The following is a 26,694-nucleotide window of genomic DNA, read 5'->3' on the forward strand; positions in this document are numbered from 1 at the left end:
CGTGGCAGCCTTGAGGCCGCCGCACCCATCAGTCATACAAAACCGCCGCGATCTTGGGGTCGTTGATGGTGGTCTTGTCGTAGTAGTAAAAGCCGGTGTCGATGACCTTGGGCAGCTTCTCGCCCTTGAGGGACTTGACCGCCGCCTCCACGGTCTTGTAGCCGATGCCGACCGGGTTCTGCGTGATGGCGCCGGCCATGGAGCCGTCCAGGATGGCGGCTTTTTGCTGCTTGCCGGAGTCGTAGCCGATGATCACCACCTTGCGCTTCATCTCCCTGGCGCCGTTCAATGCACCGATGGCCGAGCCTTCGTTGGCGCCGAAAATTCCCTTCAGGTTGGGGTTGGCCTGCAGGATGGACTTGGTGATCTCGGTCGATTTGAGCTGGTCGCCGCCGCCGTACTGCACGCTGACGATCTTGATGTTGGGATAGGTCGATTTGATGCGGTTGACAAATCCCTCGGTACGGTCGATACCGGTGCGGCTGGTCTGGTCGTGCACCACCAGGGCGACATCGCCGCTCTTGCCGATCAGCTCGGCCATCTTGTCGGCGGCCAGCGCCGCGGCAGCCACGTTGTTGGTAGTGGTCGTGGTCACCGGGATGTCGCTGTCCACGCCCGAGTCAAAAGCGATGACCGGGATCTTGGCGGCCTGGGCTTTTTTCAGCAGCGGGATCGACGCCTTGCTGTCCAGCGCGGCAAAGCCGATGGCCGACGGTTTTTTGGCCAGCGCCGCCGCGAACATGTCGATCTGCTTGTCCACCATGCTCTCGCTCTCGGGGCCTTCGAAGGTCACCTTGACCTTGTAATCCTTGCCGGCCTGCTCGGCCCCTGCCTTGACGGCCTGCCAGAACTGGTGCTGAAAGCCCTTGGAGATCATCGGGATGTAGATCTCGTCGGCGGCCAGCGCCGTCGTGCTCAAGGTGGAAGCCAGGCCAAGGCCCAGTGCGAGGCTCAAAAGTGTTCGTTTCAAAATCATGTCGTCTCCTGATCGTTATGGGTTGCTGCAATGAATATCAAAATCAAACGTGGGCAGGGGCTGGGGTTTGGGGTTCTCCTTGGCTAGGAACTGCACGCATGCGGCCCGGCGGCTGAGACGGCGTTTGCTTGCATCTACCTGCGCTTTCGCAAGATGTCGGCGTACACCGCCGCGATGATGATCAGGCCCGTCACCACGGTCTGCCACTCCTGGGCGACCGACATGATGCGTAGCCCGTTGGTCAGCACGCTCATGATGAAAGCGCCGATGATGGTGCCCAGGATCGTGCCGACCCCGCCGCTGAGCGAGGTGCCGCCGATCACGACGGCGGCAATTGCGTCCAGCTCGTAGCCCTGACCCAGCGAGGGCTGCGCAGAGTTCAGGCGCGAGGCGATGAGCAGGCCGGCGATGCCGCAGATCGCGCCGCTCAGCGTGTAGACAATGATCTTCCAGCGGTCCACGTTCACGCCCGACAGGCGCACCGCCTCTTCGTTGCTGCCCAGCGCGAAGGTGTAGGTGCCCAGCACCGTCTTGTTCAGCACCAGGCTGGACAGCACCGCCACCACAAAGAGAATCAGCACCGCGTTGGGGATGGGGAGCTCGGGCAGGAAGTAGCCGATCAGCGATTCCTGGGAAATGACCGAGAACTCCGGCGTGTCGTTGAAATAGATCGGCTTGGAATGGGTGATGACCAGCGACAGGCCCTTGAGCATGAGCATCATGCCCAGGGTGGCAATGAAGGGCGGAATCTTCAGCTTGGCAATCAGCACGCCCGAGATGAAGCCTGAGAACGCGCCGAAGAAAATGGCCGCCAGCACGCCCAGGTAGAAGGGCAGGCCCCAATAGGTCAGCACCACCCCGGCCATGACGGCGCAAAACGTCATCAGGGTGCCCACCGAAAGATCTATGCCCGAGGTGATGATGACAAAGGTGCAGGCAATGGCCAGCACGCCGTTCACCGCGGTGGCCTGCAAGATGCCTACCATGTTGTCGGTTTGCATGAAACTGGGCGAGGCCACACTGAAGAAAATCAGCAATCCCAGCAGGCTGGCAAACGCCAGGAGCTTTTGACGGGTATTGCTGCTGAAGGCCGCAGTCTTGAAACTCTGCAGCAACTTGGAGACGGTCATGGGGGATGCTTCCGGTGTGTTTAAAAAGCGGCGGCCGCGGCAAGCGCGCCGGAAGCGTTGGGAGGAGCTTCGCGCTGGGTGGCGAGCTGCATGATTTTTTCGGGGGTGGCCTCGCGGGCCGACAGCTCGCCGGTGATGCGGCCCTCACACATCACCACGATGCGGTGGCTCAGGCGCAGCACCTCGGGCAGTTCCGAGGAGATCATCACGATCGCGCGGCCTTGCGCCGCCAGCGCATTGAGCAGCTTGTAGATTTCGCTCTTGGCGCCCACGTCGATGCCGCGCGTGGGCTCGTCGAAAAACAGGATCTCGCAGTCGCGCACCAGCCATTTGGCGACCACGATTTTTTGCTGGTTGCCGCCCGACAGCAGCGCCACTTTCTGCTGCGCGCCCGGTGTCTTGATGCCCAGCTGCGCGATCAATTTCGCCGCCGTTTCCTGCATCGCGGCAGGCTTGAGGAGGAAGCCCAAGCTCAAGAAGCGCCGCAGGGTGGCCAGCACGATGTTGGTCTGCACGTCCATGCCGGTGGCCAGGCCAAAGTGCTTGCGGTCTTCCGACAGGTAGCCGATGCCGTGCGCCACCGCATCGGCCGGGCTGCGCACTTCGACCCTGCGGCCTTTGACACGTATCTCGCCCGAATCCCTTTTGTCGGCGCCGAACACGGCACGCGCCACTTCAGTCCGGCCGGCGCCCATCAGGCCGGCAAAGCCCAGGATCTCGCCCTTGCGCACGCTGAAGCTGACATCCTTGATCGTGCGGCCGCGATTGAGGCCGCGCACCTCGAGCACGGTCTCCCCGCACTGGTCGCTTGCGGGCGGCCTCTCGTCTTCCAGCAGCGCGCGCCCGACCATCATGCCGATGATGGTGTCCATGCTGGTGGTGGCGGTCGGCACGGTGCCGATGTACTGGCCGTCGCGCATCACCGTCACGCGGTCCGAGATGCGCTTGAGCTCGTCCATCTTGTGCGAGATGTAGACCATGCCGACGCCCTGGCGCTTGAGCTCGCCGATGATGCGGAACAGGTCGTCGATCTCGGCGTTGTTCAGTGCGGCGGTGGGCTCGTCCAGGATCAGCACGCGCGAGTCGAAGGACAGCGCCTTGGCGATCTCGACCATCTGCTGGCGTGCCACCGTCAGATCGCAGACCAGCGTATGCGGCTCCAGGTTCAGGTTCAGCCGGTCGAAGATCGCCTGGGTATCACGGGCCATCTTTTCGGTGTCGACGAACAGGCCCAGCCGGCCGAGCGGCTCGCGTCCGATGAAAATGTTCTGCGCCACGCTCAGGTGGCCCATCAGGTTGAGCTCCTGGTGAATGATGCCGATGCCCAGCGCCTGCGCGGCGCGCGGGCTGGCGATCTCGACCGCCTGACCGTCGACGCTGATCTCGCCGGCGTCCTTCTGGTAGACCCCGGCCAGTATCTTCATCAAGGTGGATTTGCCGGCGCCGTTCTCGCCCATCAGGGCATGCACTTCGCCCGCGGCAAGCTCAAACCGGGCGTTGTGCAGCGCGCGCACTCCCGGGAAGGACTTGCACAGCTTGGTGATGGCCACAAGAGGTGTCATGAGCGGTTGCTGGCAACTGCGGTATTCACTCAGGTCGTTACGCCGCCGGCGCGCAAGGAAGACGTGCCCCGGCGTCGTCCCCGGCGTAAGCCAAGGCACAGGCCGCGGGCACCAGCCCGGACGCCGGCGCTGAGACCAATACTGTTTTCTTCTCGAATCGTCCTGGACGCATAACAAAAACCTTTTTTAGCTGACGGGCCGTTACGAGGCGAAGGTGCCAGAGGCGGGAAACTTATTGTTACAAATGGTTCATTGATGAACAATCTATTCACTTATGGATCGAAACGGTGTGAATCATAGAAATTTGCTCATCTTTCCAAGCTCCGGACTTTCCCTAGGTCAGGATTTAATTTATTGATGAACATTAAGTGCAAAAGTAAATAAACTCAGAACAATGAAGGCGAAAGTCCTCGCAAGCGCCGTGTGACATATCAGGAGCGCTGCGTTCCATATCAAAATTGCAATGCCTTTGCCCTCACCCACCTCCCGCCATGACACCAAAATCTTTTCCCCCGACGCCCGACCCGGCCCCGAACGACGCTGGCGCCTCCGCATCTCCGCCTCTTGCGGAAGACCGCTACCGCGCACCGGCGCTCGACAAAGGCCTGGACATCCTGGAGTTGCTGGCCCGTCAGCCGCAGGGCTTGACGCGCGCGGAGATCGTCAAGGAAATGGACCGCAACGCGAGCGAGATCTACCGCATGCTGGAGCGTCTGGTGGCGCGGCAATATGTGATGCGCTCGCTCTCGGGCGACCGCTATTCGCTGAGCCTGAAGCTCTTCTCGCTGGCCCACATGCATCCACCGCTCAACCGGCTGGTGACCCAGGCCATTCCCATCATGGAAGCTTTCGCGCAGAAGGCGGAGCAGGCCTGCCACATGGGCGTTTATGACCAGGGCAATGTGCTGGTCACCGCACAGGTCAACGGCCCCGGCACCTGGAGCATGACGATCCGCGTGGGGGTGCATGTCGGGCTGGTCGACACCGCCTCGGGCCGGGTGTTGCTGGCTTTCGCGGATGCCAGCCAGGCCCAGCAAATGCTGGCCCAGCACACGGCGCTCGAAGGCGAGGTGCCGATCGAGTCCGATGCATTGGCCGCCGCCCTCGGCGTGATCCGCAAGCAAGGCTATTTCGAACGCGACAGCCTGCAATCCTTCGGCGTGGCCGATATTTCCTGCCCGATCTTCGGGCCCGACCACAGCGCGCTGGCGGCGCTGACCTGCCCTTACGTGCGGCGCATAGACCGCCACGTCGGCCCCGACCAGAAAACCGTGCGGCTGCTGCTGCAGCAGGCAGCCCAGGCCTTGTCCTTGACGCAGGGTGGCTTCGCCCCGGCGAGCCGGCACGCCTGAAGCCGCGCCCGGGCCCGGTAGTGCTATTGCTTTGATAGCTTCCTGGGCCCGTGAGGATTCGCTGCGGGCATTTATTCCCTGAATCCGCAATTTCGGGTGTTCCCGCACCGCGGACCGCAAAAGGGCAGCCGCTATGATTTGCCCTTCACCGCCAGTTCCTGACCTGGCCGGCCCTCGCGCATTTTCTCTCCTTGGAATCGATTCTTTTTCATGACTCACGGCCTGAACCTCGCCCAACAAGAAGCCGTGAACTACCTGCATGGTCCCTGCCTGGTGCTGGCGGGCGCGGGTTCGGGCAAGACGCGGGTGATCACGCACAAGATCGGCCGCTTGATCCAGTCGGGGCTCAAGCCGGAGCAGGTTGCCGCGATCACCTTCACCAACAAGGCCGCCGCCGAGATGCGCGAACGGGCCAAGGCGCTGATCGGTAAAAGCGCCAAGGGCGTGCTGATCTGCACCTTCCACGCGCTGGGCGTGCGCATGCTGCGCCAGGATGGCACGGCGCTGGGCCTGAAGCCCCAGTTCTCGATTCTCGACAGCGACGACGTGACCAGCATCATCAAGGACGCCGGTGGCAGCACCGATGCGGCCACCGCGCGGCAGTGGCAGTGGACTATCAGCCTGTGGAAGAACATGGGCCTCAACGCGGCCGAGGCCATGGCGCAGGCCAACGGCGACGAGGAGCGCGCCATCGCCCGGGTGATGGCGCACTATGAAGAACGCCTGACCGCCTACCAGAGCGTGGACTTCGACGACCTGGTGGGCCTGCCGCTCAAGCTGCTGCGCGAGCACGACAGCGTGCGCAGCAAATGGCAGGAGTCGCTCAGCCATGTGCTGGTCGACGAATACCAGGACACCAACGCTACCCAGTATGAAATGCTCAAGCTGCTGGTGGGCCCGCGCGGCCGCTTCACCGCGGTGGGCGACGACGACCAGTCGATCTACGGCTGGCGCGGCGCCACGCTGGACAACCTCAGGAAACTGCCGCAGGACTATCCCAACCTCAAGGTGGTCAAGCTTGAGCAGAACTACCGCTCGACCAGCGCCATCCTGCGCGCGGCCAACAACGTGATCGGCCCCAACCCCAAGCTGTTTCCCAAGACGCTGTTCAGCGAGCTCGGCGAGGGCGAGCCGGTGCGCGTGGTGGACTGCGACAGCGAGGAGCATGAGGCCGAACGTGTGGTGGCCCGCATCCAGAGCCTGCGCGCCGAAGGCAGCCTGCAGGCCGAGGGCGGGCAGTACAAGGAGTGGAAAGATTTCTGCGTGCTGTACCGCGCCAACCACCTGGCCAAGCCCTTCGAGAAAGCTTTTCGCAAGGCCAACATTCCCTACAAGGTCTCGGGCGGGCAGAGCTTTTTCGACCGCGCCGAGATCAAGGACCTGTGCTGCTGGATGCGGCTGCTGGTCAACAACAACGACGACCCGGCGTTCATGCGCGCGGTGACCACGCCCAAGCGCGGCATAGGCCACACCACGCTGGGCGCGCTGGGCAACTTCGCGAGCCAGTCCAAGCAGAGCCTGTTCGAGGCGCTGTTCAGCAACTCGCTGGGCTCGGTGCTGCCGGCCAAGGCGGTGGGCTCACTGCATGAGTTCGGCCGCTACCTCAACGACCTCGAGTACCGCGCGAAGCGCACCGTGGGCGCCGAGGACGCGCGCGCTTTCCTGAACGACTGGCTCAAGGAAATCGACTACGAGAAGCACCTGTATGACGGCGAGGACAGCGAGAAGCTGGCGGCCGCGCGCTGGACCAATGTGATGGATTTCTGCGACTGGGTGGCGCAGCGCTGCGGCGGCCAGATCGACGATGCCTCGGGCGCGGTGGTGGCCGCCGAGACCAAGACCATGCTGGAAGTGGTGCAGACCATCGCACTGCTGTCCACCATCAGCGAGCGCGAAGGCGACCAGAATGTGGTGACGCTGTCCACCCTGCACGCGGCCAAGGGCCTGGAGTGGCCGCACGTGGTGCTGGCCGGCGTGAACGAGGGCCTGCTGCCCTTCAAGCTGGAAGACGACGACGGCAGCAACACCGACAGCATCGCGCTGCGCCTGCAGGAAGAACGCCGCCTGATGTACGTGGGCATCACGCGCGCGCAGCGCACGCTGGCCGTGAACTGGCTGCGCAAACGCAAAAAAGGCCGCGACATGATCCCCGGCGCGCCCAGCCGCTTCATCGCCGAGATGGCGCTGGACAAGGCCACGGTGAAAGAAGATCCGCGCGAAAAGCTCAAGGCCTTGCGCGCGGAGTTCGCGAAAAAATCCGCTGAGGGGATTGCGGCGGCAGCGGCGGCGGCAGAGACTCGCTGACGCCGCGCCCGAACTCCCGTTCCTAGTTCAGCGCGAGATTAGGCGCGTCCCCGCAGACAGTGCTACAGCACGGCAAGGGGGCTGCAACGACATATCGCGTTGAAATAGGAATGGGACGTCACAGCCCCAGCCATTTGCCGAGATCCATCAGCTTCGCCTGGTCATACTCGATGAACCCCTGCACGGCGAGCGCGTCCAGCCGCTTTTTGCCGTCGGCGGATTGATCCAGTCCCACAAAGTAGGCGGTGAGCTGGGCGCGTTCCGCGTCGGTCAGCTTGCCGCTGGCGATCAGATGCTTGATGGGCACCGGCTTGCTGGTGGCCAGCACCTTGCCGCCTTTGGCCTGCCAGTCTTTGACCACCGCGCGCGAAGCGGTAACCCCCGAAGCCACCATGCCGTGCTCCACCATAAAGGGCACCGCGTCTTGCAGTTTCACGTAAACGGTTTCCAGCGGTTGCGGCCCGAACGCGTCACGCAAAGTGGCGCGCATGATCACCGAGGTGATGGAGTCTTCACTGGGCGCGCCTATCTTGAGGCCCTTCAGGTCGTTGATGGACTTGAGCGGGGAGTCGCTGCGCACCATGAAGGAGGCGCTGTAATCGGTAAAGCCCTTGGTCAGTGCGACCAGGCGGTAGCCGTTTTTGGACATCGCCCGGATGGAGTGATGGGCCGGGTGCACATAGGCGATGTCGTAGCGCTGCTCGGCCATGCCGGCCGCGAGTTCTTTGTAGTCTGTTACGGGCTGTATCTTGACGGGGCGCTTGAGCAGCTTGCCCAAGTCCTCGGACAGGTCCCGAAAACGCTCGACGGTCGCGCCCGGATTGACGCCGTAAGTCACGCCTTCATTCACGGCGAACACCAATGGCGTCCCCTGGGCCGAGGCTTGGCCGGCCAACAAAGCCAGCACCAGCACACTTATGTATTGACGGATTTTCATGGTGGGGCCTTTCGGAGTAAAAAATGGAAACAAATTCAGTATCTCAGTTACAAATGGTTTCAACTCGCGGGTTTGCCTGAGTTGCGCGTCATAGAAGATGTATTCGTGAGATAGTGCGCAAGCCCCGGGCTGTGCGTTGCTTAAACCCCGCACCTCGCCGGCCCGGGTTTTCTTTCCACCGCTGCGCAGGCCGGCCACCCGGCCGGCCTGCGCAGCGTTCCTGCAGCCCCGTTCCGAACGGCCTCGAGCCGGCGTTCACCTGTTCATGACTTCGAATACCTTCCGATTTGCTCTTTTGTTGATAGCAAGCTGCACACTGTTTACCGGGGTAAACGCCCAAACCAAAGCTGATAGCGGATGCCCCGCGGCGACGGACATGAAGGCCGCGCAGCTTTACGGCCTGTGGGCCGTGCGTTTTTCCAACCCGCCCGCCGGACTGCCGGCCCGCGCCACCATGCTGCTGGAGCGGCACGCCGAATTCGCCGAAAGCCTGGCCGGTATCGTGAGCCGCGACCTGGGCGCGGCCGGCGGCTCCAAGGCCATTGCCGGCCATGCCGCCAAGGCCGCGCTGGCCGGCGACCTCGAGGGCGGCATGCTGCTGCTCGACGAGTCTTCCGACAATGTGAGCATCACCGGCACCTGGAACGGCGAAATGGTCGAGGGCTCCTGCGGCAAGGCCTTCAAAGGCAACTGGAAAGACACCAGCAGCAGCGCCCCCGACAACGCGCCCGATATTCCCTTCACGCTGACCCGGCTGCCTTAAGCCCCAAGCGCGGACGCCTGAAAATTCCTTTAAAACATCACCGAACCGACTGCCCAACCATGCGATCGACACCCTCCCTATTTGCCGCGCCCCTGCTGTGGGCCGGCCTCCTGGGGCTTTTGGCCATGTTCCCGGCACAGGCGCAAACCTCTTCTTCCGCTTCCGCACGCGTCCCGGTCACGGGCTGGCAGGCTTGCCAGGCCATGAAGGCCGACCCGGCCGCGCAACTGGCCTGCTTCCAGCAATGGGCGGACGCGCAGACGCCGGCCAACATGCCCGCGCCCAGCCTCACCACGGCGCCGGCCAATCCGGCGACCGGCCAGCCGGCCACGCCGGTGCTGCTGCTGCCTTCGCTGAACACCGAGGCGCCGGACGGCAAACCCATAGGCTGCAAGAACACCAAGTACTCCGAACTCTCGCGGTTCTGGGAGCTGCAGCGCGGCACCGATTGCGACACCTTCTCGCTGCGCGGCTACCGGCCGATCTCGCTGGCGGTGGTCACCTCCGACAGCGTGAACATGCAGCCTTCGTCGCCGTCGCTGGGCCATACCGCGCTGACTTCGCAGCCCTATATGCGGACTGAGAACAAGATCCAGCTCTCGGTGCGCACCAAGATCGCCAAGGGCCTGCTGAAGAACGGCCCCGAGGACGAGGACGACCACGACTCGCTGTGGTTCGGCTACACGCAGCAAAGCTACTGGCAGCTGTTCAACGGCGCCATCTCGCGGCCTTTCCGCACCACGGACCACGAGCCTGAAATTCTCTACATCTACCCGCACCAGATCCCGCTGGCCGGCGGCTGGACCTACCGGCTCTCGGGCCTTGGGCTGGTGCACCAGTCCAACGGCCAGTCGCTGCCGCTGTCACGCAGCTGGAACCGCGTCTACCTGATGGGCGCGGCGGAAAAGACGCTGGGCCAGGACTCGGGCCTGATCCTGCAGGGACGCATCTGGGACCGGCTCAAGGAGTCTTCGGGCAACGACGACAACCCCGGCATCGAGAACTACATAGGCCGCGCCGAGGTCACCGGCAGCTGGCAGATCAACAAGGCCAACACGGTGGGCGTGACGCTGCGGCATTCGCTGCGCAAGGAAGCCCGCGGCTCGGCGCGCTTTGACTGGATGATGGCGCCCGCCTCATCGCCCAACTACACCGGCCTGCGCTACCACGTGCAGCTGTTCAGCGGCTATGGCGACAGCCTGGTGGACTACAACCGCAAGCGCAATGTCCTGAGCGTTGGCTTAAGCCTGGTCGACTGGTAGTCGCGGCGCCGCCACCCGTGGCCAGCACAAGACGGCGTGCCGGCTGATACACACGGGCGCGCACCGGCCATAAGCTCGGGCCATGAACGAGCCCACCACCTTCACCCTGGCCTGCATCGTGGCCGGCGCGCTGCTGATTGCGATGACGCTGGGGGGCTCCTTTATCGCGCGTCTGCCGCTGAGCGCCGCCATGCTTTACCTCGGCGTGGGTGTGGCCGTCAGCCCGGTGGGTCTGGGGCTGCTCAAGCTCGACGCGCTGAAGAACGCCGTGCTGCTTGAACGCCTGACGGAAGTGGCGGTGCTGGTCTCGCTGTTCACCTGCGGCATGAAGCTCGAATTCCGCCGGCACGACGGCCGCTGGCGCATTCCGGTGCAGCTGGCGACGGTCTCCATGGTGCTCACGGTGGCGGCCGTTGCCGCGCTGGGCGTCTACGCGCTGAACCTTCCGCTGGGCGCGGCCGTGCTGCTGGGCGCCATCCTGGCGCCCACCGACCCGGTGCTGGCCTCCGACGTGCAGGTGGCCGATCCCGGAGACCGTGACCGCCTGCGCTTCGGCCTTACGGGCGAAGGCGGACTCAACGACGGCACGGCCTTTCCTTTTGTCATGCTCGGCCTGGGCCTGCTGGGCCTGCACGAACTCGGCGAAGGCGGCTGGCGCTGGTGGACCGTCGACGTGCTGTGGGCGGTGGCCGGCGGCCTGGCGCTGGGCTGGCTGCTGGGCACGCTGGTGGGCCGCGCCATCCTCTACCTGCGCATGCGGCATCGCGAGGCGCTGGGCTCGGACGAATTCATCGCGCTGGGGCTGATAGGGCTGACCTACGGCCTGGCGCTGCTCAGCCACACCTACGGATTTCTGGCGGTGTTCGCCGCCGGGCTGGCGCTGCGCCGCATTGACGAGCCTCATGTGCGCCCGCAGGCGCCGGCCCCCGTCCCCGGCGAAACGCTGAGTCCCGCGGATCAGGAGGCTTCGGGCGCCGAGGCGCCGGCCCACATGATGCGCGCGGTGGCGCGCTTCAACAGCCAGCTGGAAAGTTTTGTCGAAGTCGCCATCGTGCTGGCCGTCGGCGTGCTGGTGGCCACCGTGCGCTTTCGCCCGGAGGTGCTGTGGTTCATTCCGGTGCTGTTCCTGGTGGTGCGGCCGCTGGCGGTCTACATCGGCCTGCTGGGCACACGGGTCAGGGGCGCACAGCGCAACCTGATGGGCTGGTTCGGCATACGCGGCATCGGCTCGCTCTACTACCTGCTCTATGCCATCAACCACGACATCCAACGCGCGCTGGCCCAGCAACTGCTGTCCATCACGCTGGCCGTGGTCGTGGCCTCGGTCGTCGCGCACGGCGTCTCCGTCACGCCGCTGATGAAGCGCTACGAAGCGCGCAAGGCCGGCCGGCGGCGCTGAGAGCTGCTCACAAAACCCTCCTGGCGTTGTTGCGCCGCCTTGCCGGGCTGGAGCCCTGTCTGCGGCGGCGCGCCTAGCCAGGACCGCTTCGCTGAGTTTGTGAGCAGCTCTCATCTCCCATTTTTCGCATCACTGAACCTGACGGAAATGACCCGGCATTCCGTATGCCGATGCTATTGATAACTATTCTCATTTGTATAATCCCTTTTTTGCCATTCCCAAAAATCCAGGAGCCGTCAATGACACCCGTGCTGAAACCCGTCTTTCTTGCCACCCTGCTTGCCCTGCTCTCAGCGCCCGTCATGGCCCAGCCCGCAGCCGCCGCAGGCAGCACCACGGCGGCGGCACCGGCCGCACAAGCAGCTCAGGCCGTGACGGCGCCCGCCGTGGCCAAGCATTACGCCCAGCTGGTGCTGGCCAGCTATGAGGACACGCTGGCCGGCGCGCTCACGCTGCAAAAGGCCGTGCAGTCCTTCACCGCCGCGCCCTCCGACGAAGGCCTCAAAGCCGCGCGCAAGGCCTGGCTGGACGCCCGCGAGTTTTACGGCCAGACGGAGGCCTTCCGTTTTTACGGCGGCCCCATCGACGGCAAAAACGGCCCGGAAGGCCGCATCAACGCCTGGCCCATGGACGAGTCCTATGTCGATTACGTGAAAGACGCGCCCAACGCCGGCATCGTCAACAACCGCAAGGCCGTCATCGGCAAGAAGCAACTGGCCAGCCTGAACGAGCGCAACGGCGAAGAGAACATCGCCACCGGCTGGCACGCGATCGAATTTTTGTTGTGGGGCCAGGACCTGAGCACCACCGGCCCGGGCAACCGTTCGTTTGAAGATTTCATTGACGGCAAGAAACCCAACGCCGATCGCCGCCGCCAATACCTGCAGGTGGTGACGGACCTGCTGGTCGACGACCTGCGCAGCCTGACCGAAGCCTGGGCGCCCACAACAGCCACGTCTTACCGCGCGAAGTTCGAGCGCGGCGGCATGGAGTCGGTGCGCAAGATGTTTGTCGGCCTAGGCTCGCTCTCGCGCGGTGAACTTGCCGGCGAGCGCCTGGAGGTCGCGCTGGCCAGCCAGGACCAGGAAGACGAGCACTCCTGCTTTTCCGACAACACGCACCGCGACGTGGTGAACAACGCCAAGGGCATACAGAACGCCTGGCTGGGCCAGTACAAACGCGCCGACGGCAGCACGCTCAGCGGTGTTTCGCTGCGCGAACTGGTGGCCGCCAAAAACCCGGCACTGGCCGAGCGCACCACAAAACAGATCGCCGCATCGGTCGCCGCCGCCGAAGGCATACAGGCGCCGTTTGACCGCGAGATCGTCGGCGCCAAGGACGCGCCCGGCCGCCTGCGCGTGCAGAAAACCATAGACAGCCTGGTGCAGCAAAGCAAGGACCTGGTCGAAGCGGCCAACGCGGCCGGCATCACCAAGCTGACCCTGGTCAAACCTTAAGTGTTGCGCACCGCTTCGCCCCGATCGCTCCCGCGCTCCCTGCGCGCGGGGCTGCTGTGGCTGGCCGTTACCGGCCTAGCGGGCGCGGCCTTCTGGGCGTCCGCAGGATCCGGCCAGGACGGTGCCGCACCCGATGACGAAAAAACCGGCGGCGACACCACCGTGTTCGCCACCGGCCAGAACGCCTTCTCGTTTCCGCTGGCCAACCTGCCCGATGAGGAGCGCACGCGCTTCGTCATCGGCAATTCGTTTTTCAAGCGCAACTGGGTGCAGGCGCCTTCGTCGACCACCGCGCGCGACGGCCTGGGCCCGCATTTCATCGCCCGCTCCTGCGGGGGTTGCCACGTGCAGGACGGCCGCGGTGCGCCGCCCGACTTCACGCGCGGGCTGTCCGACCAGCCCGTGGGCTTGCTGCTGCGCCTGTCGATTCCGGGCAAGGACGCGCACGGCGGCCCCATGCCCGACCCGGTGTATGGCGATCAGTTCTCCAACTTCGCGGTCCAGGGCGTGACGCCCGAGGGGCAGATCGCGCTGCGCTACGAGACAGTACGCGGCAAGTTCGCCGACGGCACGCCCTACCAGCTGCAAAAGCCCCGCTACGGTTTCAGCAAGCTCAACTACGGCCCCATGGCCAAAGACGTGATGCTGAGCCCGCGCATCGCGCCACAGATGGCCGGCGTGGGTTTGCTCGAGGCGATTCCCGAGGCGGAGATCCTGCGCAACTCGCGCGACCAGGCGGCCCTGGGCGGGCCGGTGCGCGGCGTGGTCAACCAGGTATGGGACGCGCCCACGCAGCAAATGCGCGTGGGACGCTTCGGCTGGAAGGCCAACGTCGCCACGCTGGCCCACCAGACCGGCGGCGCCTTCCTCGGCGACATGGGCATCACCTCGCCACTGTTCCCCAAGGAAACCTGCACCAGCGCGCAGAAAGACTGCCTGGCCGCGCCGCGCGGCGCGCAAGGCAAGGCGCCCGAGATCGACGAGAAGACCTTTAACGACGTGGTGTTCTATGAAAGCGCGCTGGCGCCGGCCGCGCGGCGCAACCCCAAGGATTCCCAGGTGGTGCAGGGGCAGAAGCTGTTTGCCGCAGCGCAATGCGCCGCCTGCCACCGCCCGAGTTACGTGACCGGCGAAATTCCCTTCCCGCGCCTGGGCAGCAAGGCCGCGCAAGGCCAGACCATTTACCCCTACACCGACCTGCTGCTGCACGACATGGGCGAAGGGCTGGCCGACGGCCGGCCCGACTTTCTCGCGAACGGCCGCCAGTGGCGCACGCCGCCGCTGTGGGGCTTGGGCCTGGTGCCCGACGTGAACGGCCACAACCGCCTGCTGCACGATGGCCGCGCGCGCGGCGCGCTGGAGGCCGTGCTCTGGCATGACGGCGAGGCCAAGGCCAGCAAGGACAAGGTCCTGCAGATGAATGCGCAGGAGCGCGCCGCGCTGGTCAAATTCCTCGAATCGCTGTGAGTGCCATGAAATCCTTTTTTGCACCCTTGAAGCCGGCCTTGGTGCTCCTCGCCGGTGCCGCCGTCCTGCTGGGCGGCGCCGCGCAGGCGCAAACCGTCCCGTCCAACGTCGCGGTGCCGTTTTACACGGCCGGCGATTTCATGCGCGGCGTCTACCGCTTCTGGTACGCGCCGCAAGCGGCCGCGTTTGCCGAGCAGGCCGGAGGCCTTCCCGCGGCGATCTCCGCGGTCTGCGATGCTGACGCCGGCGCGGCCGTGGCCAGGCTGGAGCAGGCGCGCGAACGCTGGAAAGCCAGCGCCCTCGCCTGGGACCGCCTGAGCGGCGTGCAGATTGGCCCGCTGGTGCAGCGGCGCTCGGCGCGCCAGATCGACTTCACACCGACGCGGCCCGAACTGATCAAGCGCGCGATCCAGGCCGCGCCGCAAGACGCCATCGCCATGGAAAGCATAGGCACGCCGGCCAAGGGATTGCCGGCGCTGGAGTGGCTGCTGTGGAGCCAGCCCATCGCGCCAGGCACACCGGACTGCCGCTACGCGGTGCAGGTGGCCGCCGACATCCAGCGCGAAGCCGACATCCTCGCCAAGGCCTTCGGCGAACTGGCCGCGCGGCCGCCCGGCCAAGGCGAAGAAACCCAGGGCCCCGCGATGAGCGAACTCGTCAACCAATGGACTGGCGCACTGGAACGGCTGCGCTGGGCCGAAATGGAAAAGCCCCGCCTCGCCGGCAGCGCGCAAGGCGGCCGCAACGCCGCCGCGTATGCGCGCGGCGCCAGCGGCCAAACGGCCACGCGATGGGCCGCGCAATGGCAGGCGCTGCGCACGCTGGGCGCCTCGCAAGCCCCTGAAGCGCCACGCCCCGGCGAGGGCCTGGCGCCGATTGAAACTTATCTGCGCGGCTTGGGCCGCAACGAACCGGCTGACGCGCTGGCGCAAAGCGCGGGCAAGGCCGACAAGGCGCTGCAAAATCTCTCGCCCGCGAACCGGGCCGGCGTCACCGCCGCCGGACGCTCGCTCGCCGATCTGAAAAAACTCGCGGAAGCCGAGATCGCGCCGGCGCTCGAGGTCAGCATCGGTTTTTCAGACGCCGACGGCGACTAGGCATCCGCCATGCAGCAAGCCCAGACGACATTGCAGCGCCGGCAGTGGTTGGCGCTGGCCGCGGCCGGTGCGAGTGCCTGGTTCAAGCCGGCCCTGGCAGCGGCCGCCGCCCAGCCGCTGCAACTGGCGGCGGCCTGGGAGGCAGCCCATGGCTATCAGGTCGGTGTGCTGGCCTATCGTGGCGACACGCTGAAGGTCAGCGCCGCACTGGACGTGCCGACGCGTGCCCACGGCGTGTGGGCCGAGCGCGGCGGCACGCTGCTGGCCGTGGCACGCCGGCCGGGGGACTGGCTGCTGCGCTGGCGGCCCGAAGGCGAAGGCAGCGCCAAGGCCATCGCCTGGGCTTGGGCTGACCCGGACCGCGCCTTCAACGGCCACGTGATCGCCGGCCCCGGCGGCAAGACGCTCTACACCACCGAAACAAATCTCGAAACCGGCCAGGGCCTGGTGGGCCTGCGTGATGCAGGCACGCTTGAAAAAATCGGCGAATGGCCGACCCATGGCATGGACCCGCACGAACTGCTGCTGGATGGCGACGGCAGCCTGCTCGTGGCGAATGGCGGCATTCCCACATTGCCGGAAACCGGTCGCCTGAAAATTCACATGGACCGCATGGACGCCTCGCTGGTGCGGCTTGACACGCGAAACGGCGCCCTGCTGGGCCAGTGGCGACTGGCCGACAAACGCCTGAGCTTGCGGCACATGGCCTGGGGCCGCGCGCCGGCGGCAGGCAGCCCGCGTGTACTGGGCATCGCCCTGCAGGCAGAGCATGACGACAACGCGGCCAAGGCCCGCGCGCCCGTGCTGGCGCTTTTTGACGGCCGGCAGTTGCGGACCTGCGCGGCCGACTCCGGACATGTGCTGGCCGGTTACGGCGGCGACATCGCCTGGGCGGCGGGCGGCTTTGCCGTGGGTTGTCCGCGCGCCAACGGCGTGGCCGTCTGGCAAGCCGATGGGCGCTGGACGGGATTTTTCCCGCTGGAAGAAGCCTGCGCCGTCGCCTCAGCCTCTACGGCGGGCGAAGCAGACACGACACTGTGGGCCGGCGGGCGGCTAGTCGCGCTGATGCGCGACGGCACGGGCCGCACGGCTTCGCCGGTGCTCAAGAATGTGCGGCTGGACAATCACTGGACGCCGATGGCGGGCTAGAGTTCGCCCTTATCCGGCGCACTTCACTGCTTCTTCCACAGCTCACCGTCCCTGGAACGGTAAGTGCCACCCGTGGCGCAGCAGCCCCCCGCACCGAAAGCGATGCGCCCCAGGGTGACGGTGACGACACCGTTGTCTGCCAGCAGCGACTGCCGATCGCAATACGTGAAGAATGGATAGAGATCGGGTTCGAGCACCATCTGCCAGCCGTCCTTCCCGGACTCCCTGGACTCCTTGGGTATGGCGCGATAGACCTTGCAGTCATGCACCGCGAGATGCACCGGCTTGCCGCCCAGCAATCCCTTGAATACGCGCTCCGGTGGTATCTCCGCCATGGGATCCGGCTCGGCAGGTGGCGCAACAGGGACAGTGCCACCGCCTGCCAGCCCCAATCCAACCCCCAGCCCGGCAGCCAGCAGGAGCTGACCCCAGAGCATGTTCCGCTCAGGCCTCGTCACCGGCGAAAACCCCTGCCACGCCAGCCCAGCCGCTGCCGCAGCCGAAAGCACGGTGGAAACCCAGACCAGCAGCTCCACGGCTTCGGTGAAGGGACTGGTCGTCCAGGCAACAGCAAGTACGACCGCATTGACCAACAACAGCACGAGGCAAGCCCACGGCCGCACCCGGGAGAACAAGCCGGCAACCAATAAGAGCACCGTGCACAGCAGCATCGCGGGCAAGACCACCACGCCTGAAAACAGCAGCTCGAACACGCCCAGCAGCCAGCCACCACTGCCTGCCACCTTGCCCACGGTGTACAGGTAAAGCGCCACAGCCAGGCCCGGCAGGGCCAGCAGATGCGCGGCGACAAAGGCAAAGGCGTAAGGTGTGTTGGAGGTTCTCAAGATGACCGGGATTCTAGAGCGCGGCCAAGATACCGCCGATGCGGCCCAGGGCAGACTGCTCCGCGAGATCGCCGGCGGAAGAATTGAAAAGGTGTTCCTGTGTTCGTCAGGCACCAATGCAATCGCCCCGGCAACCCTTTCGGGCTGCCGGGGCGATTGCGCCAGAACCGGCCAAAGCCGGCCTTGCACAGCTTATTGCTGGCTGGGCTTCACGAGCTCGGCTGCAGCCTGGGGAGCCGTGCCGGTCTTTTCGGCACGCGGAGCGGCCAGGTTCTGCTGGGCGGTCACGCCGTTGAAGCCCGATGCCGCATTGGCGTTCTGGGCCTGCAGCACCTCGCTCTTGACTTCAGCGCGGGTTTTGCTCGAAGGCGCCTGCATCTGCTCCAGCAGGAAAGCGTTCAGGGGTTGGGCGGACGCGGCCACGGAAGTCAGGGCGGCAACAGCAACAACAGCGGCGGCAACAAAGTTCGATTTCATGATGAATATCCTCTCAAAAGTTAAGTGACGTTCCGGGCATGGCGGGCTCATCTCCCCGTCTGTCCAGCCTCGGTGAGTCGCCTTGTAAGTGGCTTCGGCTCATCGATGTATGAACTGTATTCCTGTTAAATTGAACAAAAAATACCAATTCCCACAATACATTGCTGTTAAATTAGCAACAATAAAGGTGTTATATAAGGGTTAACCATGGACCGACTCCAATCAATGCGCGTATTCCAGCAGGTGGTGGACGACGGCAGTTTTGCCGCCGCGGCGCGCAAATTCGACATGTCGTCCGCCGTCGTGACCCGCCTGGTCGGCGACCTGGAAGACCACCTGGGCGTGCGCCTGTTGCAGCGCACCACGCGCCGCCTGGCGCTGACCGATGCCGGTGAAACTTACCTGGCCCGCGTGCGGCACATCCTGAGCGACATCGACGAAGCCCACGCCGCCGCCCAGGCCCATGCGCAGGAGATGTCCGGCACCATACGCATCATGACGCCGCCGGTGTTCGCCGTGCATGTGCTGGCGCCGCTGGTGGCCGAGTTCGGCCGACGCTACCCCAAGGTCGTGCTCGACATCCATGTGGACTCGCCGCTGGTGCCGCCGGTAGAAGACTACGACCTCACCCTGCTGGGCGCAGCCGACACCTTTGATGCCAACATCATCGCGCGGCCCATTGCTTCGTCCGACGGCGTCCTTTGCGCCTCACCGGATTACCTGCGCCGCAACGGCATGCCGGCGCGGCCCGAGGACCTGCCGCAGCACCACTGCCTGCGCGTCAAGGCAACGGCCAACCGGCACCGCGTCTGGCGCCTGACCAATCCCAGCGAAGGCAAGCGCGTCGTCGAAGTGCAGATCGAGCCCAGCATGCTGGTCAACCACACCGACACCTTGATACGCGCCTGCGTGGACGGCGCCGGCATCATGAGCCAGTCCATCGACCTGGTGGCCAACCACCTCAACAGCGGCGCGCTGCAGCGCATCCTCTCGCCCTGGATCACCGGCACCAACACCCTGTACGCGGCGCTTCCCAGCCGCAAATTCATCCCGGTGCGCACCAGCGTGTTCCTCGAGTTCATGACCGAGTACACACGCAGGGTGATCAAAAAGATGGACACGCGGCAGGACTGAGTTTTTACCGGGTTTTGCGCGCGGCCCCGGGCCGCATGGAAGACCGGCGGTTCATCCCCACATAAGCAACAAGGCAGGTGCGATCACGCGCCGGCCGGCTTCATGCATTCGGTGCTGCATCAAGCCATTCAAGCTGCGCGGCGAAGGATGCATGCGTTCTTGACGCGATGCTTTCAAAACTTCCGTGTGAAAAAAGTTCCGCGATTCCGCGTTTTCATTGTTCCAGTTTCGGCAATGGAATGTTCTGCAAACGCGCACTTGTCCAGAGGGCTTGGAGGAACAAGGTTGGATGCATCGGTGAGCCACATTCATAACAGCGACTCAGCGAGGAAGGCCCTTCGGGCACACAGCCCGTCCGACCGGATTTTTTAAAAACTGTCTAAAGGAAATTCATCATGAAATCGAATCTCGTCTCCGCCTCCGTTCTTGCCGTCTCCGCCCTCGCCTTCTTCGGCTCCGCCAGCAGCTTCGCCGAAGGCCGCGATCCGTTTCCCCAAGACCAGGTGAATTCGGTCAGCACCAAGACCCGCGCTGACGTCCGCGCCGAGCTGGCGCAAGCCCAGCACGAAGGCTATTCCGTGAACATCGGCCCAACCTACCAGGCCCCCGAAGCCAGCGCACCTGCCAGCACCCGGAGCCGCGCCGAAGTGAAGGCCGAAGCCGGCAGCGCCGTGTCGGTCTCCGCGCTGGAACGCGACTATCCTGTTGTTCAATAAGCGTTCTACGCGCGGTTGATTGCCGGGCCGCGGTTGCGAAAGCTTCCGCCACCGGCCGTTAAAACCAAAAAACCTCCCGCAGCGCTTGCGCTACGGGAGGTTTTGAAGTGCGCGCCTGCCGAGCCTCAGACGAAGTGCCGTTTCCTTCAGCGACTCTTTTGATGGAACAGAACGCACTCACCTACGCGGCCGCCGGCTTGGCCTCAACCCGCCAAGGCAGCCTCAAGAATAGGCCGTATGTCCCGGTTCCGAAAGGCCTCGAACCCAGATTCTTCTATGGCTTTACGGCGATTCTCATTGAAGACAATGTCGTGGCACTCTTGAACAAGCATTGACGGAGACGCCACGCAGATTGCGGCGCGAATATCCTCCTCAATCACAGTTTCTGGATCAATGTCAGCCACGACAGCTTTGCGATTGGCCAACAGATAGGAAACGCGAACGACTTCGAATATTTTTTTTGCCGTATAGAGATTGATGTTCACGATGACTTTTGATCGCGCAATCAACTCATCCCTCGCCTTCCCATACAGGCCGCACACAAAGACTGACTTGAGCCCGGAATGGCACAGATGATGGAACGCATCCATACGATCGGGTCCAGGTGCTCCGTACATCAGAACGTCAATGTCCTGGATCGGCGCTTTGGGAATTCGCGTCAGAGGTTCGGCATAACCCACCGGCACGATCCGGCAATCTGCGTTGAGTTTCTTCCACACATCCGCATTCCCCTCGCTGTAATCCCATATTTTGAAATTCGCCGCGGCATGCATCAGTGCCGGCTTCAGTAAAGTCGCACCCCGAATTTGCTCGAAGTTATAAACAATGGTGGAGGGTGGCAGCTTGCTCACCACATCCATCTCAAGCATCTGGGCGCCAAAGATGATGTTCGTCGCCGACTCAGAGAAGGTGTCCACGCCGGACTCCACTGTGTGCCCCAATTCGCGCAGGCCCCAGACGACGGACTCAACGACTTCCAGGTAGGCGTTTAAGCCATACGCCCGGCCATTGCTCATGATGTGGGTGACGTGGTATTTCAATTGAGTTCCTGGTATTGGCTGGTGCTGAAATTCATCGATCAAGGCCTGAAGCCATGGTGAAGCATCATTATCGATAGGCCGCCGGGCGCTCTGCAACGCAGCCTCGGCCAAGCCTTCTGCCGCGGGGACAGCACTACAGCGGGGCATCTTACAGGCGTTCCGTACCCTGAGAGGCGGCGGAGCGTCCTGGAAATTCGCCGATCCCGCGCCCCCAAATGCTGCCGGAGCATAAGGGGTCCCAGGCATCCCAACGCAAAGGAAAGCGACGCGCCAGAAATTAAAAAGCCCCTGAATCCGTTAGGAATCAAGGGCTTGCGCATCTGGTGGCCTGGGGCGGAATCGAACCACCGACACAAGGATTTTCAATCCTCTGCTCTACCGACTGAGCTACCGGGCCTGAGCCTCAGATTATATATCAGCCGAAAAGGGTGCCCGGCCGGCCGGCGGGGAGAGGCTCAGATGCCGCGTTTGCCGCGCGTGAGGTCGACGCCCAGCTGCTTCAGTTTGCGGTACAGGTGGGTGCGCTCCAGGCCGGTTTTTTCCGCGACACGGGTCATGGAGCCGCCCTCCTTGGCCAGGTGGAATTCGAAATACGCTTTCTCGAATTCGTCGCGCGCATCGCGCAGCGGTTTCTCCAGCAGGAAGCTCTGCGTGGCCTGGGGTCCCATATCGACGGGCGCCGGCAAGCTGCCGCCGGTCATTACAGCCTCGACCGTGAGGTCGGCCAGGGGCAGTGCCGAGTTGCTGTTCGGGGCGGCAGGCTTGCGCGGGGCTGTCTTGCTGAGGCCCTGCTCGACGGCCTTGAGCAGCTTTTGCAGCGTGATGGGTTTTTCCAGAAAGGCCATCGCGCCTATCTTGGTGGCCTCGACGGCGGTGTCTATGGTGGCGTGGCCGCTCATCATGATGACCGGCATGCTCAGCAGGCCGCTGGAGGACCACTCCTTGAGCAAGGTCACGCCGTCGGTGTCGGGCATCCAGATGTCCAGCAGCACCAGGTCGGGCCTGGAGCGCCCGCGGGCGGCACGCGCCTGCGCCGCATTTTCGGCGAGCTCGACCTGATGCCCTTCRTCATTGAGAATTTCTGAGAGAAGGTCGCGTATGCCCAGCTCGTCGTCGACCACCAGAATATTTGCCATGATTGAATTGCTGCCTGCCTGTTGTTGCGATGCCGTGCGGATCTCGAAATCGAAGTGTTACTGAATGTGTTGTTATGCCACAACTGCAAATGATAACGACACTTGCGCCCCTTGCACCGCGCCGTCCAAAACCCGGTTGGAAATATCGATGCGCGCGCCGTGTTCGTCGGCGATTTTTTTGACCACCGCCAGCCCCAGCCCCGTGCCCTTGACCTTGGTGGTGACGTAGGGCTCGAAGGCGCGTTTAAGGATGTGTTCGGGAAAGCCGGTGCCCTTGTCGCGCACGCTCAGGCGCACGCGCCTGGAGGTCTCGGAGTACTCGGTCTTGAGCGTGACGCACGCGCCCTCTTTGCCCTCCTGGGCGTCCTGCGCATTCTGCAGCAGGTTGTGGATGACCTGGCGCAGCTGCTGGGCATCGCCCTGGATCAGCGGGGCCTTGGGGTCGAGCTCGGTGACGACGGGCACCGCGGCAGCGGCATCGCTGCGCCGGCCGCCGTGGCCGTCGCTGTGGCTGTCGTGCAGGTAGAGCTGCATCACGTCGTTGACCAGGGCATTGAGGTCCACGGGCTTGAGTTCGGCGGCCGGCAGCCGGGCGTAGTCGCGGAACTCGTTGACCAGCCGCTTCATCGCGTCGACCTGGTCGACGATGGTCTTGACGGATTTGGTGAGCAGTTGCTGTTCGGCCTCGCCCACCTTGCCGGTGAGTTTCATTTCCAGGCGTTCGGCCGACAGCTGTATCGGCGTGAGCGGGTTCTTGATTTCGTGCGCGAGCCTTCGCGCCACCTCGCCCCAGGCCTGCGCGCGCTGGGCCGAGACCATTTCGGAAATATCGTCGAACACCAGCAGGAACTCCTCGGTACCGGGCATCCTGGCGCCACGCGCGATCAGTGTGATGGCATTGTCCGGCGCGCCAGGCATGGCCGCGTTGAGTTCAAACGACTGCTGCCAGTGCTCCTGCGCATGCGGCGCCCCGTCGCTAAGGTAGTCGGCGAACTGGGCCAGCACGTCTTTGGCGAACACGCCCAGGCCGGGCACTTCGCCGAGCGACTTGCCGTGGTAGGCCGCCAGCGGCGCGCGCAGGATGCGCGTGGCGCCCGGGTTGCTGGACTGGATGCTGCCGCGCACGTCGAGCACGATGACGCCGGCCGTCAGGTTGTCCAGGATGGTCTGCAGGTTGGCGCGCGCCGCGTCCACCTGGCTCATGCTTTGCTGCACCGCCGTGCGGGCATCGGACAGCTGCTGCGTCATATCGGCAAAGGAACGCGTAAGCCCGCCGAGTTCGTCCTTGCCTTGCAGCGCTGCCTTGGGCGTGAGGTCGCCCTGCGCCACCTGGCGCACGCCTTCGGCCAGCACCAGCAGCGGCTTGGCCAGCTGGTTGCCCAGCAGCACCGCCAGCAGCACCGCGCCGAACACGGCGAGGAACAGGCTGAGCGTGAGTGTGCCTATATACATCTTGCGCAGGCCGCCGCGCGCCAGCGCGCGTTCCTGGTATTCGCGGTTGGCCTCCTGGACGGCGACGGCGTTGGCCACCAGGCCTTCGGGCAGCAGCTGGGTCACCTGCAGAAAACGGGCATCGCCCAGCACGGCCACATTGGGGTTGTTGACCACGGCGATGGCCTTGACGCGCGGCGCGCTGCCGGCGTTGGCCGCCGGACCAGCCGCGCCCGCCGCCAGTTCGCCGTTGCCGGCGGACACCACCTCGTCCAGGCCTTCGATCTGCGTGACGACACGCTGCGTGCGCGCGCTGCGCAGCTGCTGCACCGAGGGGCGTTCGGGTTTGAGCAGGAAGCGCGATTCGCCGGCGCTGGCGATCACCTGGCCCGAGGGGCTCCAGAGCACCACGTCACTGGCTTGCAGCTGGTCGCGCAGGCGCTCCAGCGCCAGCCCCGCCATGGCATCGGGCGTTTCGGCGATCTGCGTGGCGGCCTGCCGTGTCTTGTTGCCAAGGTCGGCCGCCAGCGTGTCCAGCGTGGCGCGGCCCAGGTTCAGGCCCGCGGCCAGGGCGCCCTCCACTTCCACGTCGAACCAGCTTTCGATGGAACGCGAAACGAACTGGTAGGACACCACGTAAATCATCAGGCCCGGCATCAGGCCGACCAGCGCGAAGATGGCCGCGAGCTTGACCAGCAAGCGGCTGCCGAAGCGGCCGCGGCGCAACCGCAGCAGCAGCCGCGCGACGATCCAGCCGATCACCAGCAGCAGCAGGCCGGCGACCGCGATGTTGAGCATCAGCAGCAGCGCGTAGTTGCGTTCGTAGAGTTCGCGGTTACCGGTGGCCTGCGTCAGCAGAAACATCAGCACCAGGCCCAGCGCCACGATGGCGCCTATGCCGACGCCGACCGTCCAGCGAAAGGCTTTGCTGCTTTTGAGGGACCCGCCGCTGACCTGCAGGTTCACTTGGTGGCCTCGGTGCCTGGGGCCGCGGGGGCCTGGGGCGCTGCGGGCTCCAGCCTGAGCCGCTCCTTGATCTGCGCGGAAATATTCCAGTCCCGCTGGCCGGCTACACCGATCTGGAACGGCCGGGGCAATTGGGACAGGTCCAACCGGAAACTGAAGTCCAGCTTGTAGGAGGCATCCGGGTCCACGTCACCGGCTTCCGCGATCTTCCAGCGGGCCACGCGCTGGATAGCCGACAAGGCCTCGGACAAGGTCTCATAATTCTGGTTCAGGGTGGCCCGCAGGCCGGAGGAGCTGGTGATCAGTCCTGACGCGATGTTGACGCGCCAGCGCCGGGTCAGCGGCTGGTAGGCCAGGCGTATGGTGCGGGCGGTGCTGGCCACGCGCGGATCGGTCCAGTACCAGCGGTCGCGGTAGATATCGGCCTCAACCACAAAAAACATCGGAATGCCCTTGAGCAGGGCGTCTTCCACCACCAGCGGGAGGTCGAAGCGGACCAGGGCGGACAGGTGCACCCCGTCTTCGCCGCGCTCCACGCGCAGCTGGGTGATCTCGGTGGCAGAGGCCAGCCCGGGCGCCCAGGCCAGCAGCACACAGAGGCAAGCCCCCAACAGCCAGCGCGCAGCGGCATGCCCCAGGCGCCGGCCGTTGTCAGCGGTCGCTTTTTTCAAGGAGTGCGTAATAAAAACCGTCGTGCTCACGCATCAAATTGTCCGGGAAGACCGTCGCTTCCACGCCACTTTGCGGGAGCAAATGCCCCGGCGAGGGCCTTAATAGAGCATCGGTGTGGTGCGTAAGAAACGTTTGTATCTGGTTGTCGCCTTCCGCCCGAAAAACCGAGCAAGTGCAGTACAGCAAGCGCCCGCCGGGTTTGAGCAGGGGCCAGAGCGTTTCGAGCAGCTTCGCCTGGATGGCGGCCAGCTGGGCGATGTCGGTGGGCCGGCGCAGCCAGCGCACGTCCGGGTGGCGCCGCACGATGCCGGAAGCGGTGCAGGGAGCGTCCAGCAGGATGCCGTCGTACAGCCGGCCATCCCACCAGCCGTCCGGCTCGCCGGCGTCGCCCACGCGAATCTGGGCCTGCAATCCCAGGCGCAGCAGGTTCTGGCCGACGCGCTCGCAACGACGCGCGTCAATGTCGAGCGCGGTCACTTCACAGTCGGCGATTTCCAGCAGGTGGGCGGTTTTGCCGCCCGGGGCGGCACAGGCGTCGAGGATGTTGAGCCGGGTGCCGCCCCCGTCCGGAGCGGCCAGTCCTTCCAGCAGTAGAGGCGCCGCCAGCTGCGCGGCGGCATCCTGCACCGAAAAATGCCCCTCGGCAAAGCCGGGCAGGCCGGTCACCGGGCGCGCGGCCGCGAGGATCACGCCATATTGGCCCACCGGCGCAGCGTCGATCTGGGCGGCTGCCAGCGCTCGCAGGTAACCGGCCTGTGTCGTCTTGCGTTCGTTGACGCGCAGGATCAGCGGCGCGCGGCTGTTGTTGGCCTGCAGGACGGCCTGCCACTCCCCGGGGTGGTCCTTGCGCACCCGGTCTATCCACCACTGCGGGTGGTTCCAGACGGCCTGGGGACTTTTTTCGGTGCGCGCCACCAGTTCATCGCGCTCACGCAGAAAGCGGCGCAAGCAGCCGTTGATAAAACTGGCTTGGTGCTGGGTGGCGTCGCCGCGCTTGGCAGCTTCAACCGCCTGGTCGACCAGGGTGTGTGCGGTGTAGGGCGCGTCGTGCTCGGTCCAGATCAAGGCCAGGGCCACGCACAGCAAGGCGTCAGCCTCGGGCGGCGGCGGGCGGCGGGCCAGTTGCTGGCGCAAGGCCTCGGCACGGCCCAGCCAGCGCAGCGTGTGAAAACCCAACGATTGCACGCCGGGCCGCAAAGCAGCGTCAACGTCGTCAAGCGCGGCGGTCATGGACTGGCCGTCGCGCACGGCCATCAGCAGGGAAGCAGCCCCTTGCAGCTGGCGCCACAGGGGGACTTGGGTCGGGTTGTCTTGCATTAGGCTCACGAATGTCGCCCAAAACGGGCGGCTATCCCGTATTAGACCAGTCCTGAAACCGCCACCTCAGTACCCATCCCGAATTGCAAGCAGGGGCCGCGGAAC

At 64.7% G+C, this 26,694-nt stretch carries 22 protein-coding genes and 1 tRNA gene; 11 read left to right on the plus strand and 12 right to left on the minus strand.

The genetic code is table 11. The annotated features are described in order from the left end of the window. Positions 1-28 precede the first annotated feature (28 nt). The 3 genes from AC1D1Y_RS02270 to AC1D1Y_RS02280 all read right to left on the minus strand — a co-directional run bounded on the left by AC1D1Y_RS02270 (position 29) and on the right by AC1D1Y_RS02280 (position 3,668). On the minus strand, positions 29-973 hold the full coding sequence (locus AC1D1Y_RS02270) for a substrate-binding domain-containing protein (RefSeq protein WP_477680954.1): 945 nt from the start codon (positions 971-973) through the stop codon (positions 29-31). Positions 974-1,110: 137 nt separating this feature from the next. Next, on the minus strand, positions 1,111-2,106 hold the full coding sequence (locus AC1D1Y_RS02275) for an ABC transporter permease (protein WP_477680926.1): 996 nt from the start codon (positions 2,104-2,106) through the stop codon (positions 1,111-1,113). A 20-nt stretch (positions 2,107-2,126) separates the two neighbouring features. Further along, the gene (locus tag AC1D1Y_RS02280) at positions 2,127-3,668 is read right to left on the minus strand and encodes a sugar ABC transporter ATP-binding protein (protein WP_477680927.1); all 1,542 of its coding nucleotides are present in this window, start codon (positions 3,666-3,668) and stop codon (positions 2,127-2,129) included. A gap of 491 nt (positions 3,669-4,159) precedes the next feature. Between AC1D1Y_RS02280 and AC1D1Y_RS02285 the strand changes: the two genes are divergently transcribed. Both AC1D1Y_RS02285 and AC1D1Y_RS02290 read left to right on the plus strand, forming a co-directional pair. Beyond that, a complete protein-coding gene (locus AC1D1Y_RS02285; protein WP_477680928.1) occupies positions 4,160-5,020 on the plus strand; it encodes an IclR family transcriptional regulator in 861 nt (286 codons plus the stop codon). Between the two features lie 210 nt (positions 5,021-5,230). Next, positions 5,231-7,324, plus strand: a complete 2,094-nt coding sequence (locus AC1D1Y_RS02290; protein WP_477680929.1) for an ATP-dependent helicase — start codon at positions 5,231-5,233, stop codon at positions 7,322-7,324. A 118-nt stretch (positions 7,325-7,442) separates the two neighbouring features. Here AC1D1Y_RS02290 and AC1D1Y_RS02295 read toward each other — a convergent pair whose 3' ends face one another. Then, positions 7,443-8,261 (minus strand): phosphate/phosphite/phosphonate ABC transporter substrate-binding protein, encoded by an 819-nt coding sequence (locus tag AC1D1Y_RS02295; protein WP_477680930.1) that lies wholly within the window; start codon positions 8,259-8,261, stop codon positions 7,443-7,445. Between the two features lie 376 nt (positions 8,262-8,637). On the opposite strand from AC1D1Y_RS02295, the gene AC1D1Y_RS02300 reads away from it, so the two are divergent. The 7 genes from AC1D1Y_RS02300 to AC1D1Y_RS02330 all read left to right on the plus strand — a co-directional run bounded on the left by AC1D1Y_RS02300 (position 8,638) and on the right by AC1D1Y_RS02330 (position 16,855). After that, a complete protein-coding gene (locus AC1D1Y_RS02300) occupies positions 8,638-9,024 on the plus strand; it encodes a hypothetical protein (RefSeq protein WP_477680931.1) in 387 nt (128 codons plus the stop codon). A 59-nt stretch (positions 9,025-9,083) separates the two neighbouring features. Next, on the plus strand, positions 9,084-10,286 hold the full coding sequence (locus AC1D1Y_RS02305) for a phospholipase A (protein WP_477680932.1): 1,203 nt from the start codon (positions 9,084-9,086) through the stop codon (positions 10,284-10,286). 82 nt (positions 10,287-10,368) lie between these two features. Further along, on the plus strand, positions 10,369-11,685 hold the full coding sequence (locus AC1D1Y_RS02310; RefSeq protein WP_477680933.1) for a cation:proton antiporter: 1,317 nt from the start codon (positions 10,369-10,371) through the stop codon (positions 11,683-11,685). A 239-nt stretch (positions 11,686-11,924) separates the two neighbouring features. After that, entirely contained in the window at positions 11,925-13,142 is a 1,218-nt protein-coding gene (locus tag AC1D1Y_RS02315) for an imelysin family protein (RefSeq protein WP_477680934.1), read from the plus strand. Between the two features lie 3 nt (positions 13,143-13,145). Next, positions 13,146-14,609 carry a di-heme oxidoreductase family protein gene (locus tag AC1D1Y_RS02320; RefSeq protein ID WP_477680955.1) on the plus strand — a complete coding sequence of 488 codons (1,464 nt, stop codon included), beginning with the start codon at positions 13,146-13,148 and terminating at the stop codon, positions 14,607-14,609. A 5-nt stretch (positions 14,610-14,614) separates the two neighbouring features. Continuing rightward, complete coding sequence (locus AC1D1Y_RS02325; protein ID WP_477680935.1) at positions 14,615-15,706, plus strand: imelysin family protein; 1,092 nt, start codon at positions 14,615-14,617, stop codon at positions 15,704-15,706. Positions 15,707-15,715: 9 nt separating this feature from the next. After that, a complete protein-coding gene (locus AC1D1Y_RS02330) occupies positions 15,716-16,855 on the plus strand; it encodes a DUF1513 domain-containing protein (protein WP_477680936.1) in 1,140 nt (379 codons plus the stop codon). Between the two features lie 23 nt (positions 16,856-16,878). Here AC1D1Y_RS02330 and AC1D1Y_RS02335 read toward each other — a convergent pair whose 3' ends face one another. Together AC1D1Y_RS02335 and AC1D1Y_RS02340 are read right to left on the minus strand one after the other, a co-directional pair. Then, positions 16,879-17,700, minus strand: coding sequence for a hypothetical protein (locus AC1D1Y_RS02335; protein WP_477680937.1), 822 nt, complete (start codon positions 17,698-17,700; stop codon positions 16,879-16,881). Between the two features lie 192 nt (positions 17,701-17,892). Then, positions 17,893-18,177, minus strand: coding sequence for a DUF4148 domain-containing protein (locus AC1D1Y_RS02340; protein ID WP_477680938.1), 285 nt, complete (start codon positions 18,175-18,177; stop codon positions 17,893-17,895). Between the two features lie 207 nt (positions 18,178-18,384). Between AC1D1Y_RS02340 and AC1D1Y_RS02345 the strand changes: the two genes are divergently transcribed. After that, positions 18,385-19,311: a LysR family transcriptional regulator gene (locus AC1D1Y_RS02345; protein ID WP_477680939.1), complete on the plus strand. Its 927-nt coding sequence runs from the start codon at positions 18,385-18,387 to the stop codon at positions 19,309-19,311. Between the two features lie 395 nt (positions 19,312-19,706). Then, a complete protein-coding gene (locus tag AC1D1Y_RS02350; protein ID WP_477680940.1) occupies positions 19,707-20,027 on the plus strand; it encodes a DUF4148 domain-containing protein in 321 nt (106 codons plus the stop codon). Positions 20,028-20,230: 203 nt separating this feature from the next. Here the strand turns inward: AC1D1Y_RS02350 and AC1D1Y_RS02355 are convergent, their stop codons facing one another. From AC1D1Y_RS02355 to rsmB, 6 genes are all read right to left on the minus strand, one after another. Continuing rightward, complete coding sequence (locus tag AC1D1Y_RS02355) at positions 20,231-21,067, minus strand: hypothetical protein (protein ID WP_477680941.1); 837 nt, start codon at positions 21,065-21,067, stop codon at positions 20,231-20,233. A gap of 321 nt (positions 21,068-21,388) precedes the next feature. Continuing rightward, positions 21,389-21,464 (minus strand) — tRNA-Phe (locus AC1D1Y_RS02360). Positions 21,465-21,522: 58 nt separating this feature from the next. Then, the gene (locus tag AC1D1Y_RS02365; RefSeq protein WP_477680942.1) at positions 21,523-22,203 is read right to left on the minus strand and encodes a response regulator; all 681 of its coding nucleotides are present in this window, start codon (positions 22,201-22,203) and stop codon (positions 21,523-21,525) included. A 72-nt stretch (positions 22,204-22,275) separates the two neighbouring features. After that, positions 22,276-24,600: a sensor histidine kinase gene (locus AC1D1Y_RS02370; RefSeq protein WP_477680943.1), complete on the minus strand. Its 2,325-nt coding sequence runs from the start codon at positions 24,598-24,600 to the stop codon at positions 22,276-22,278. Then, on the minus strand, positions 24,597-25,271 hold the full coding sequence (locus tag AC1D1Y_RS02375; RefSeq protein WP_477680944.1) for a DUF4390 domain-containing protein: 675 nt from the start codon (positions 25,269-25,271) through the stop codon (positions 24,597-24,599). The genes AC1D1Y_RS02370 and AC1D1Y_RS02375 overlap by 4 nt, the downstream gene beginning before the upstream one ends. Then, entirely contained in the window at positions 25,252-26,589 is a 1,338-nt protein-coding gene (rsmB, locus tag AC1D1Y_RS02380) for a 16S rRNA (cytosine(967)-C(5))-methyltransferase RsmB (RefSeq protein ID WP_477680956.1), read from the minus strand. The genes AC1D1Y_RS02375 and rsmB overlap by 20 nt, the downstream gene beginning before the upstream one ends. Between the last annotated feature and the right edge of the window lie 105 nt (positions 26,590-26,694).

The organism is Polaromonas sp. P1_G1 (assembly GCF_056405595.1).